12 protein-coding genes are annotated in these 10526 nt (G+C 73.1%); 6 read left to right on the forward strand and 6 right to left on the reverse strand.

What is annotated here, in order from left to right; all coding sequences use genetic code 11:
* Nucleotides 1-375: 375 nt before the first annotated feature.
* The 4 genes from NUH29_RS00450 to NUH29_RS00465 all read right to left on the reverse strand — a co-directional run bounded on the left by NUH29_RS00450 (nucleotide 376) and on the right by NUH29_RS00465 (nucleotide 3102).
* Nucleotides 376-642, reverse strand: a complete 267-nt coding sequence (locus tag NUH29_RS00450) for a DUF7218 family protein (protein ID WP_258796897.1) — start codon at nucleotides 640-642, stop codon at nucleotides 376-378.
* The gene (locus tag NUH29_RS00455) at nucleotides 642-1523 is read right to left on the reverse strand and encodes an SDR family oxidoreductase (protein ID WP_258796898.1); all 882 of its coding nucleotides are present in this window, start codon (nucleotides 1521-1523) and stop codon (nucleotides 642-644) included. Before NUH29_RS00455 ends, NUH29_RS00450 begins: the two co-directional genes overlap by 1 nt.
* 62 nt (nucleotides 1524-1585) lie before the next feature.
* Nucleotides 1586-2605, reverse strand: a complete 1020-nt coding sequence (locus NUH29_RS00460; protein ID WP_258796899.1) for a YihY/virulence factor BrkB family protein — start codon at nucleotides 2603-2605, stop codon at nucleotides 1586-1588.
* Nucleotides 2605-3102, reverse strand: a complete 498-nt coding sequence (locus NUH29_RS00465) for a DUF6328 family protein (RefSeq protein WP_258796900.1) — start codon at nucleotides 3100-3102, stop codon at nucleotides 2605-2607. Before NUH29_RS00465 ends, NUH29_RS00460 begins: the two co-directional genes overlap by 1 nt.
* Nucleotides 3103-3130: 28 nt before the next feature.
* On the opposite strand from NUH29_RS00465, the gene NUH29_RS00470 reads away from it, so the two are divergent.
* A complete protein-coding gene (locus tag NUH29_RS00470) occupies nucleotides 3131-4027 on the forward strand; it encodes an alpha/beta fold hydrolase (protein WP_258796901.1) in 897 nt (298 codons plus the stop codon).
* Here the strand turns inward: NUH29_RS00470 and NUH29_RS00475 are convergent.
* Both NUH29_RS00475 and NUH29_RS00480 read right to left on the reverse strand, forming a co-directional pair.
* Nucleotides 4024-4791 carry a glycosyltransferase family A protein gene (locus NUH29_RS00475; protein WP_258796902.1) on the reverse strand — a complete coding sequence of 256 codons (768 nt, stop codon included), beginning with the start codon at nucleotides 4789-4791 and terminating at the stop codon, nucleotides 4024-4026. The two genes, NUH29_RS00470 and NUH29_RS00475, sit on opposite strands and share 4 nt — an antisense overlap.
* A 9-nt stretch (nucleotides 4792-4800) precedes the next feature.
* Nucleotides 4801-6303: an AlkA N-terminal domain-containing protein gene (locus tag NUH29_RS00480; protein WP_373317416.1), complete on the reverse strand. Its 1503-nt coding sequence runs from the start codon at nucleotides 6301-6303 to the stop codon at nucleotides 4801-4803.
* 60 nt (nucleotides 6304-6363) lie between these two features.
* Between NUH29_RS00480 and NUH29_RS00485 the strand changes: the two genes are divergently transcribed.
* The 5 genes from NUH29_RS00485 to NUH29_RS00505 all read left to right on the forward strand — a co-directional run bounded on the left by NUH29_RS00485 (nucleotide 6364) and on the right by NUH29_RS00505 (nucleotide 10519).
* Nucleotides 6364-7725, forward strand: coding sequence for an FAD-binding oxidoreductase (locus tag NUH29_RS00485; RefSeq protein WP_258796904.1), 1362 nt, complete (start codon nucleotides 6364-6366; stop codon nucleotides 7723-7725).
* A gap of 77 nt (nucleotides 7726-7802) precedes the next feature.
* Complete coding sequence (locus tag NUH29_RS00490; protein ID WP_258796905.1) at nucleotides 7803-8360, forward strand: MDR/zinc-dependent alcohol dehydrogenase-like family protein; 558 nt, start codon at nucleotides 7803-7805, stop codon at nucleotides 8358-8360.
* Between the two features lie 34 nt (nucleotides 8361-8394).
* Nucleotides 8395-8940, forward strand: a complete 546-nt coding sequence (locus NUH29_RS00495) for a hypothetical protein (protein ID WP_258796906.1) — start codon at nucleotides 8395-8397, stop codon at nucleotides 8938-8940.
* Nucleotides 8924-9745 (forward strand): SDR family NAD(P)-dependent oxidoreductase, encoded by an 822-nt coding sequence (locus tag NUH29_RS00500; RefSeq protein WP_258796907.1) that lies wholly within the window; start codon nucleotides 8924-8926, stop codon nucleotides 9743-9745. The genes NUH29_RS00495 and NUH29_RS00500 overlap by 17 nt, the downstream gene beginning before the upstream one ends.
* An 87-nt stretch (nucleotides 9746-9832) precedes the next feature.
* Nucleotides 9833-10519 (forward strand): NUDIX hydrolase, encoded by a 687-nt coding sequence (locus NUH29_RS00505; RefSeq protein ID WP_258796908.1) that lies wholly within the window; start codon nucleotides 9833-9835, stop codon nucleotides 10517-10519.
* The last annotated feature ends 7 nt before the right edge of the window (nucleotides 10520-10526 follow it).

Genomic DNA, 10526 nt, shown 5'->3' on the forward strand with positions numbered 1-10526 from the left:
GATCCGACGGCAGGGCGGTGACTACGTGCTCGAGAAGCCCGACCGAGACGGGACACTCCGGCACACACCGCTGCCCTCCCGCAGCCCCGCACTCTCGCGACTCCTCACCGGATGACCGGGCCCGGCGGCGGGGGTCTCGAGACGCGTGCCGCTACACGGCGCGCTCCTCGACCACCTCACGTCGCGCTCCGGGAGAGGGCGGTGCGGGTCGCCCGCTCGGGCGGATGCGCTCCTCGGCCGGGCGGGTCCGCCGCGGGCGCGTCGCAACGGGAGCGAGTGCGCGACCGAGAGCACCCGACCCGATCGGGGTGGGTACGTCACCCGATCGGGGTGGGCCCTTCAGTGGTGGCGCAGCAGATCGATCAGCTGGGCCCCTCAGTGGTGGCGCAGCAGATCGATCAGCTGGGACTTCGTCTTGCCCGAGTAGCCGTGCAGACCGAGCTCCTTGGCGCGCGAGCGCAGCTCCGGCACGGTGCGGTCCTCGTAGTCCTCCGCGCTCCCGCCCTTCCGACCCACCGCACTCGATCCGCGGGCCGCGACCGCATTCGAGATGCGCGCCGCCTTCTCCTTGCTGTTCCCCTGGTCGCGGAGCTCCTCGTAGAGCTTCGGATCCTTGAGCGAGTCGTTGCGTGAACCGGGCATCACAACCCCTTTCCGCCCGTGACGGGCACGATCGCCCCGGAGACGTAGGACGACTCCGGGGAGGCGAGGAAGACGTACGCCGGCGCGACCTCGGCGGGCTGGCCCGCCCTGCCGAGCGGGGTGTCCTGACCGAAATCGGGCAGGGAGTCCGGCCAGCTGGTCGCCGGGATCAGCGGGGTCCAGATCGGTCCGGGGGCGACCGCGTTGACGCGGATGCCGCGCGGGCCCAGCTCCTGGGCGAGGGCACGGGTGAAGACCACCTGGGCGGCCTTCGTCATGGCGTAGTCGATGAGCTTCGGCGACGGATGGAACGCCTGGATCGACGAGGTCGTGATGATGGAGGATCCGGGCTCCAGGTGCGGGATCGCCGCCCGCGCGATCCACAGGGGCGCGAACAGGTTGGTGTCCACGACGCGCCGCAGCTCGGCGGTCGGGATGCTCTCGAGGCCGTCGCGGTTCTCCTGATACGCCGCGTTCAGCACCAGGACGTCCAGACCGCCGAGCTCCGCCACGGCAGCGGCGACGAGCTCGTCGCACTGCTGCTCGGTGCGCACGTCGCCCGGCAGCCGCACCGCGATCCGACCCTCCTCCTCGATCAGTCGGGCGGTGTCGAGAGCGTCGTCCTCCTCGTCGTCGAGATACGAGATGGCCACGTCGGCGCCTTCACGCGCGAACGCGATCGCGACGGCTCGCCCGATCCCCGAGTCGCCGCCGGTGATGAGCGCGCGCATGCCCGTCAGGCGCCCGGAGCCCCGATAGCTGCTCTCACCGTGATCCGGTCGAGGATCGGTCAGCGAGGTGAGACCGGGCTGGCTCTGCTCCTGCCGGGGGAAGCCGTCGGTGCGGTAGCGGGTCACCGGGTCCACGCGTGCGTCGTCCATGCGTCCAGCCGACGCCTCCCGCCCCGATGTGGAAAGGGGGTTCCCGATCTGCGGCGGACGTGCTACTCGTCCACGCGGTGCTGGGCGCGCGCGCGTTCGAGCAGCACCCGCGCGTCGGCGACATCCTGATCGTGCTGCCGCGCGATCCAGTGGTCGCGGGTGACGTCGCGCACCGGCATCTGCAGGGTCTCGCTCGCGTCGATCCCGCGCGCGAGGTGGCGCAGCCGTACGAACTCGGCATCGAGTTCGGCGCCCGCGACGAGGGCGATGTTCGTGAGATAGATCCAGAGCAGCGCGACCAGCAGCGTGCCGATCGACCCGTAGAGCGCGCCGTAGGCGCCGATCAGCGTCACGTAGAGCGCGTACCCTCCGGTCGCGACCGCCCACGTCGCGATCGCGAACCCGGTGCCGACGCTCGCCCACACGATCCGCGCGTGACGCACGTTGGGGGTGAGCGTGTACAGCGTCGCCACGAAGATCAGGGCCAGCACGAGCAGCAGCGGCCAGCGCGTCCAGTTCCAGACGGTCGCCACCACCGGGGCCAGTCCGCGCCGCCCCAGGATGTCCTCGGTCGCGTCCGGGGTGGCGAGCAGGCCCAGCACGAGGGCCGCGGCGAGCGTCACCAGCAGCGCGGCGACGAGCAGCATCCGACCCCGGAACGCCCAGAACGGCCGGCCCTCCTGCACCTCGTACACCGCGTTGACGGCCCTCCCGAACGCCGTGGCGTAGCCCGAGGCGGTCCACAGCAGCAGGGCGAGCGCGAGCGCGAGCGCGATGCCGGCGTTGTCGAGCTGCAGCAGCTGGCGGATGGGTTCCTCGAGCTGCGCGGCGATCCGGTCCGGCAGCAGCGACTCGGCGATCGCGAGCAGGTCGTCGACCGCCCGTTCGCGGTCGCTCACGAGCGCGAACCCGGAGGCGAAGGCGAGCGCCGCCGGAAACGCCGCGAGGGTCGTGAAGAACGTCAGCGCCGCCGCGGCGTCGATGCCGCGATGCCGCACGAACCCGTGCCACGCGCGCCGCACCGCGAGCCGCCAGCTCCCCCGGGGGAGCGTCGAGGGCCGTCTGCGCAGAGGCGAATCCATCAGCCGACCCGCCGCATCCGGATCCGGGCGATGCCCGGAGCCAGGAACCAGGCGAGCAGACCGAGAACGAGGGCGACGGTGCCCGCCGTGAACCCGGCCGCCCGGCCCGCGACGATGTCGAACACGAGCAGCGCCGTGCCCGACAGCGTCAGCAGCACCGCGAGCAGCGTCAGCACGAGCAGCACGTTCCCGGTGGCGACGAGGCGCTTCTTCGCCCGGCGGCGGAAGAGCGCCCGGTGCATGCTCACCGGGGTGAGGGCCAGCAGGGTCGCGACCACCGCGATGCAGACGAGCACCAGGTAGACCGCCTCCTGGAAGCCGTCGAGCTCCGCGAACCGCGCCTGGAACGCGATCGCCAGCAGGAAGCCCGTCAGGATCTGGGTGCCGGTCTGCACGACGCGCGTCTCCTGGAGGATCTCGTTCCAGTTGCGGTCGAGTCGCTCGGCCTCCGTCTCGTCGCGCCCGTCGCCCGGCGCCACGTCGTCGTCTGCGGACATGCGCTCACCCTACGGCTATCGTTTCCCCGTGACCGCCCCGTTGCCCGACCCCGCGGCGGATGCTACGGAGGCCGTGCGGCTCGACGCGGAGATCGGCGAGATCGACTGGACCCGTCCCGCGCCCGGCTCGACCCGTTCCGTGTTCGAGGCCCCCAGCGGCCCGCTCGCCGTCGTCTCGCTCGGCGACCCGCGCGACCCCCGGGTCGTGCTGGTGCCGGGTGCCACGGGCTCGAAGGAGGACTTCGTGCTCATGCTCCCGCTGCTGGCGGCGGCGGGCTTCCACGTGCAGAGCTACGACCTGGCGGGCAACTACGAGTCCGCGGCGGCGGGACCCGCGGACGGCGGACGCTACGACTATCCGCTCTTCACGGCCGACCTGCTCGCGTTCCTGCGCGCGGGTGCGCCCGCCCACCTGCTCGGCTACTCCTTCGCCGGCATCGTGGCGCAGCTCGTCGCCGCGGAGCACCCCGAGCTGGTGCGGAGCCTCACGCTGCTCACGACGCCTCCCGACCCGGGCAACGCGTATCGCCACGTGAAGCGCATCGGCTGGCTCTCGCGGTTCCTGTCGGGGCGACAGGGCGCCGGCCTCATGATCTGGGGCATCCGCACCAACAAGAACCGGGTCGGCCCGTCGAGGCTCGCGTTCGTGCGTGCGCGTTTCGCCTCGACGCGGCGCGCGTGCATCGACGACATCGTGCACCTCATGAAGAACGCGCCGGATGCGGCGGCCGCCGTCCGCGCCGCCGGCATCCCGGTGCTCGTGGCGACGAGCGAGCACGACCTGTGGCCGGTGCGACGCTACGCCCTGCACGCCGAGCGGCTCGATGCGCGTCTCGCGGTCTACCGCACCGGCCACAGCCCGTGCGAGACCACGCCGCACCAGCTGGTGCACGACATGCTGCGCCTGTTCCGCGACGTCGGCTAGGCCGCGCGCCGCATCCGACGCGGCGGTCGCTGCGCGGCGCGCCAGCGCCGGCGGGCCGCACGTCGCGCCCACGGAGCGTCGGCCGGCCAGTGGTTGCGCAGGGTCGGCACCACCCATCCGACCCGCCTGCGCAGCCCCGCGACGGTCGCGAAGGGTCGCGCCGACAGCCCGACCCGGAAGTCGGGGTCGTAGGCGACGGTCATCCACGGCTTGATGTGCAGGCTGAGGTCGAGGTCGTCGTGGATGCCGCGCTGGGTGCGGTGCACCTCGCCCGCGAGCTCCCGCCACACCTCGCGGCGCATCACGAAGTTGGAGCCGAAGATCGGCGGATGGCCGAGGTAGGGGGTCATCGAGGCGAGCATGCCGCCGAGATAGACGACGCGACCGAGGGTGTGGACGAGGGGCGTCGACCCGTAGAAGTCGCCGATGCCGGTGAGCACCGACAGGCCCGGGTCGTGGTCGAAGCGCTCGAGGGCGTGCGCGATCCAGCCGGCGGGCGGCACGCTGTCGGCGTCGAGCCGTGCGATGAGCTCGCCCGTCGCGGCGTCGTAGCCCGCGGATGCGGCCTGCGGGATGCCCGGGGTCGGCTCGGCGACCACGCGCGCGCCGGCCCGGCGGGCGACGAGGGCGGTCGTGTCCCAGCTGCCGTTGTCGACCACCACGATCTCGTCCGGGCGGCGGGTCTGGCGCGACAGCGCCTCGAGGCAGGCCTCGAGCATCTCGGCGTCGTTGCGCGCCGGGATCACCACCGAGACGGTCGTCATGGGCTCAGGCTACGCCCGAGCCGCCGCAGTCCGCGGCGGCCGCGCGCGCCAGAGGTGCAGTGCGGCGTAGCTGCGCCACGGCGACCATCGCTCGGCGTGGGCGGCGAGCGCGCGACGGTCGCCGGGCATCCCGTGCGCGGCGGCGCTCTGGCGGATCACGAGGTCGTCGACGGGCAGCACGTCGGGGGAGCCGAGCGCGCGCATCGCCAGGTAGTCGGCCGTCCACGGTCCGATGCCGCGCTGGGCGAGCAGCGCGGCGCGGAAGTCCGCGAGCGGCATGCCGATGTCGAGCACGAGCCGACCCTCCGCGAGCTGGCGCGCGATGCCGAGGATCGACGCGATGCGGTTCGCCGGTCCGCGCAGCACCTCGTGCCCGCGCGTCGCGATCGTCTCGGCATCCGGGAACCCCGGTCCGAGCGCGGCGACCAGGCGGCCGAGCGCGGTGCGTGCGGCGGCCACCGAGATCTGCTGACCGATGAGTGTGCGGAAGAGGGCCTCCACCGGGTCGAAGGAGCCCGCGATGCGGATGCCGGGCGTCGCCCTCACCAGGGGGGCGAGCACGGGGTCGGCGGAGAGCGCCGCGTCGATCGCGACCGCGTCCGCGTCGAGGTCGAAGGCGCGCCGGATGCGCGACACCGCCGCGCCCACGTCGGCGAGGCGGGTCAGCCGCACGGTCGCGAGCAGGGCGCCTCCGGTCGTGTCGGGGCGCACCTCGATCGCCGCGGGGCCGCCCGGCAGCGAGATCGTGCGTGCGAAGGAGGTCGGATCGCCGTTCTCGAGCCCGGGTACCGCGTGATCGGCGAAGAAGCGGAACAGGCCCGGGTGGTCGAGGGGCGCGCGCGCCGCGAGACGCAGGGTCAGCTCGCCGGGGGTGGCGGTCTCGTCCACTCGCGCCCCGGACCGGCCTCGGCGGCTCAGCGCGCGCAGTTCGCTCGGCGTCGCACGGTAGACGGCCGCGATGGTGTCGTTGAACTGCCGCAGGCTGCCGAAGCCGGCGGCGAAGGCGATGTCGGCGACGGGCAGCTCCGTCGAGGCCAGCAGGGTGCGGGCGGTCTGGGCCCGGTTCGCGCGCGCCAGCGCGAGGGGACCGGCGCCGAGCTCGGCGGTCAGCACCCGGGTGAGGTGCCTGCTCGAGTAGCCGAGCCGTCGGGCGAGTCCCTCCACGCCTTCGCGTTCGACGACCCCGTCCTGCACGAGCCGCATGGCGCGCGCGGTGAGGTCGTCGCGCAGATTCCAGTCGGGGGAGCCGGGCACGGCATCCGGCTGGCAGCGTTTGCACGCGCGCAGCCCGGCCTCGTGGGCGGCCGCGGCGGTGCGGTAGAAGGTGACGTTGCGCTGCTGCGGGGTGGTCGCCGGGCAGCTCGGTCGGCAGTAGATGCCGGTCGAGTGCACGCCCGCGATGAACTGGCCGTCGAAGCGGGCGTCGCGGGAGGCGAGCGCGCGGTAGCGCGTCTGGAAGAGCCCGTCGTCGTCCGTCACCCTCTCAGGGTCGCACGCGCGACCGACGGACATCAGCGGAAATCGGACACCGCCCTCGCGCCGCCCGTCGAGCGCGCTCGATACGCTCGGATCGTGCTGGAGCAGCTGCGGGCGGAACTCGGCGAGGTGCTCGTCACCGATCCGGTGGCGCTCGACGCGCTGCGCGCCGACAAGTCGGGTCAGCGGTCGGACGGCCCGCCGCTCGCGCTCGTCGAGGCCCGCGAGGTCGCCCACGTGCAGGCCGCCCTGCGCTGGGCGCACGCGCACGATGTGCCGGTCGTGCCGCGCGGGGCGGGCACCGGTCTCGCCGGCGGCGCGATCGGGCGCTCGGGCGAGCTGGTCGTGTCGACCGCGCGCATGACGCGCGTGCTCGAGATCTCGGCAGACGACGAGCTCGCGGTCGTCGAGGCGGGTCTCGTCAACGCCGCGCTGAACGCCGCTCTCGCCCCGCACGGGCTCTGGTACGCGCCCGACCCCGCGAGCCGCGACATCTCCACGATCGGCGGCAACATCGCCACCAACGCCGGCGGCCTCATGTGCGTCAAGTACGGGGTCACACGGGAGGCGGTGCTCGGCCTCGCGGTCGTGCTCGCCGACGGGCGCCTGCTCCGTCTCGGTCGACGCACCGTCAAGGGCGTCACCGGCTACGACCTCACGGCGCTGTTCATCGGCTCGGAGGGCACTCTCGGGGTGGTCGTCGAGGCGACGCTGCGCCTGCGTCGCCTCGACCGCGGCGAGGTCGTCACCCTGAGCGCGGCCTTCCCGGATGTCGCGGCCGCGGCGGCGGCGGCCGCCGCGATCACGGCTGCGGGCATCCGCCCCGCCGCGCTCGAACTGCTCGACGCCTCCGCGCTCGAGGCGATCGGCGCGCATCTCGGGCTCGACCTCGGAGCGCGCGCCGCGCAGCTGCTCGTGCAGACGGACGGCGCGGCGGCGGCCGTCGAGGCGGCCGCGGTGCTCGCGATCCTCGGCGCCCACGGCGGAGCGGCCGAGCGCGCTGCCGACGCGGACGAGGGCGAGCGGCTGTTCGCGGTCCGCCGGGCCTTCCACCCGGCGATGGAGCGGCTCGGCACCGTGCTCATCGAGGACGTCGCCGTTCCGCGCAGCGCCCTGCCCGACATGTTCGCGGCGATCGGCCGGATCGAACGGGAGCACGGCATCCGGATCCCGACCGTCGCCCACGCGGGCGACGGCAACCTGCACCCGAACTTCGTGATCACGGCGCACGACGGATCGGGTGAGGTCGGCGTACCGGACGAGGTGTGGGCGGCCGCCGACGACCTGTTCCGGGAGTGCCTGCGGCTCGGCGGCACGCTCACGGGCGAGCACGGGGTGGGGCTGCTGAAGCGCCGCTGGCTGCGCGACGAGCTCGGCGACGACGCCGTCGAACTGCAGCGGGGCATCAAGGCGGTCTTCGACCCGACGGGCATCCTCAACCCCGGCAAGGTCTTCTGACGCACCCCGGATTCCCACCGCGCATTCAGCCGATGTACGGGAATGTTCCGGCCAGGGGGCGTGTTGTAGCGGGAGACATGACTACCCGTATCGCCGTCCCGCGCCCGACAACGGGCGTCCTGCGCCTGCGCCCCACCCTGCGTGGTCGGGGCTTCGTCGTCGGCATCGTGGATGCCGCCGGTCCCGACACCAACGGATTCGCCCCCCGCGATCGCGTCGCCTGGCGCGACAGCGGCGAGGAGCTCGGTGAGCTGCTGCTGCGTCCGCAGCGCGACGTGCTGGGCGTGCCGCGCTGGATCAGCGACGAGCAGGTCGTCTCCTATCTCGGCCCCGGCCTCGTGGCACGGGCGCTCGTGCGCACCCGCCCCTTCAGCAGGGGGGACGGCGTGCGCGTCGTCTCGGCGGAGCCGCTGGTCGCCGACATGACGGCGGCGTGGGCGAAGTCCCTCGGCGCGCAGATCGTCGAGAAGGAGGGCGTGCTCGCCATCCACGACGACCTGCGGGTGCGTCGCGCGGTGCTCGAGGGGCACGGCAAGCTCGCCGAGGCGGCCGTCGAGGTGTTCCAGGCGATCCGCCGCGGCGTCTTCGACGACGTGCACCTGCTCGCGGGTGCGTCGTCGCGTGTCGCCGCCTGATCCATCCGGGCGGGCGCAGCCCTAGGCTGTGCGCATGACGTTCCTGCCCATGTCGGAGGACTCGGAGCTCGACGCCACGGCGATCGCGGCGGCCGAGCGTCAGCTGGAGCTGCACGGCGGGCGCATCACGAACATGAAGCGCACGCTGCTCGGCCACGTGCCGAGCTTCGACGCCTACATGGAGTGGTACACGCTCAAGGACGAACTCGAGCCGTACATCGGCGAGCGGGCGGTGTCGCTGTTCTCCTACGCGATCTCGGACGCGAACGAGTGCCTGGTCTGCTCGGTCTTCTTCCGCCGCATCCTGATCGAGAACGGCGACGACCCCGACAACCCGCAGGTGACCGAGACGGAGCAGCTGCTGCTCGACTGGGGGCGGATGATCGCCACCGATCCGGTCGGCATCCCCGCCGAGTTCCGGGCGCGGCTGGAGCAGGCGTTCTCGCCGAAGCTGCGCATCATCCTGGTCGCCTTCGCGGGCCTCATGGTCGCGACGAACCTGTTCAACTCGGTCGGGCGCGTGCCGCTCGACGAGGTGCTCTACGACTTCCGGAAGCCGGGGGATGACCGCACCGAGTGAGACCTCGCTCGCGGGGCGGGTGGCGCTCGTGACGGGCGCCGCGCACGGCCAGGGTCGCGCCATCGCGCGGGCGCTCGCCGAGGACGGCGCGGCGATCGTGGCGCTCGACGTGGGTGCGGAGCTCGCCTACCCGGCGTACGCCCAGGGCACGACGGCCGAGTTGGAGACCCTCGTCGCCGAGATCCTGGAGGCGGGCGGACGCGCGATCCCCGCCCTCGCGGACGTGCGCGACGCCGCCGCCGTGCAGCGCACCGTGGACGCGGCCGTGGAGGCTTACGGGCGCCTGGACATCGTGGTCAACAACGCCGGCATCGTCGCCTACGCGGAGCTCGAGACGATGACGGATGCTGAGTGGGACGCGATGATCGGCATCAACCTGACGGGTCCGTTCGTGGTCGCGCGCGCCGCGGTGCCGCACCTGAAGCGCGCGGGGCACGGCGTGATCGTCAACAACTCGAGCGTGATGGGGTTGCGCGGCGGCGACCGGCTCTCGCACTACGTGGCGTCGAAGCACGGGCTCACGGGGCTCACCAAGGCGTGGGCGATCGAGCTCGCGCCCTTCGGCGTCCGCGTGGTGTCGATCCACCCCACCGGCGTCGACACCCCGATGAACGACGGGCTCGCCGCGCTCGAGGGCGCGACCCCGCGCGAGATCGCCGAGCGCAGCGCCGGGAACCTGCTGCCCGGCGTCCCGTGGATCGAGACCGCGGACGTGGCCGAGCTCGTGCGCTACCTCGTGAGCGACCGCGCCCGATACGCGACGGGCGCCCAGTTCGTGATCGACGCGGGCCTCCTCACCCGCTGACGGGTGGGCCGACGCACCGAGTTGGGGTGCTCGCGACCCTTAGTGGTAGACTCTGTTCTAGTCAAACTGACTTTTACAGGAGTCGTCATGAGCACGGGCATCGATCTCGCGGTCTCGACCGTGATCTTCGCCCTGCGTCCGGGCGACGCCGGACGCCTCGTGCTGTCGATCCCGCTCGTGCGCCGCACGCGCGATCCCTTCGAAGGGCGCTGGTCGCTGCCGGGCGGCGCCGCGGATGCCACGGAGAGCCTCGCGGCGACCGCCGCGCGCAAGCTCGCCGAGACGACGGGTCTCGCGCCCGCCTACCTCGAGCAGCTCTACTGCTTCGGTGCGCCCGACCGCTCCCCGTCGGGACGCGTCGTCTCGGTCGTGTACTGGGCCCTCGTGCGCGCCGACGAGGCGGAGCTCGCGGCCGAGGGCGAGAACGTGCGGTGGTTCGCGGCCGACGAGCTGCCGCAGCTCGCCTTCGACCACAACCTCATCGTCGACTACGCGCTCTGGCGGCTGCGCACCAAGCTCGAGTACGCCGCGATCGCGCACGCCTTCCTCGGCCCGACCTTCACGCTCGCGGAGCTGCGGCAGGTGCACGAGATCGTGCTGCAGCGGGCGCTGGATCCGGCCAACTTCCGGCGCCAGATCGAGTCGAGCCGCAGCGTCGTTCCGACCGGCGAGCACGTCACGGGCGGCCGGCACCGCCCGCCCCGCCTCTACCGCTACGACGGGAGCGTCCAGCTCGTCGACAACGGCCCCCTGACATCGGTCGCCGTGCGCTGACCGAACC

The organism is Protaetiibacter mangrovi, assembly GCF_024752305.1.
Classification (GTDB): Bacteria; Actinomycetota; Actinomycetes; order Actinomycetales; family Microbacteriaceae; genus Homoserinibacter; species Homoserinibacter mangrovi.

Excerpts from the sequence above, each read along its gene's own strand:
- NUH29_RS00500 (WP_258796907.1), top strand. The coding sequence starts at position 8,924 with ATGACCGCACCGAGTGAGACCTCGCTCGCGGGGCGGGTGGCGCTCGTG.
- NUH29_RS00490 (WP_258796905.1), top strand. The coding sequence starts at position 7,803 with ATGACTACCCGTATCGCCGTCCCGCGCCCGACAACGGGCGTCCTGCGC.
- NUH29_RS00475 (WP_258796902.1), bottom strand. The coding sequence starts at position 4,791 with ATGACGACCGTCTCGGTGGTGATCCCGGCGCGCAACGACGCCGAGATG.
- NUH29_RS00465 (WP_258796900.1), bottom strand. The coding sequence starts at position 3,102 with ATGTCCGCAGACGACGACGTGGCGCCGGGCGACGGGCGCGACGAGACG.
- NUH29_RS00460 (WP_258796899.1), bottom strand. The coding sequence starts at position 2,605 with ATGGATTCGCCTCTGCGCAGACGGCCCTCGACGCTCCCCCGGGGGAGC.
- NUH29_RS00480 (WP_373317416.1), bottom strand. The coding sequence starts at position 6,303 with ATGTCCGTCGGTCGCGCGTGCGACCCTGAGAGGGTGACGGACGACGAC.
- NUH29_RS00450 (WP_258796897.1), bottom strand. The coding sequence starts at position 642 with ATGCCCGGTTCACGCAACGACTCGCTCAAGGATCCGAAGCTCTACGAG.
- NUH29_RS00505 (WP_258796908.1), top strand. The coding sequence starts at position 9,833 with ATGAGCACGGGCATCGATCTCGCGGTCTCGACCGTGATCTTCGCCCTG.
- NUH29_RS00495 (WP_258796906.1), top strand. The coding sequence starts at position 8,395 with ATGACGTTCCTGCCCATGTCGGAGGACTCGGAGCTCGACGCCACGGCG.
- NUH29_RS00455 (WP_258796898.1), bottom strand. The coding sequence starts at position 1,523 with ATGGACGACGCACGCGTGGACCCGGTGACCCGCTACCGCACCGACGGC.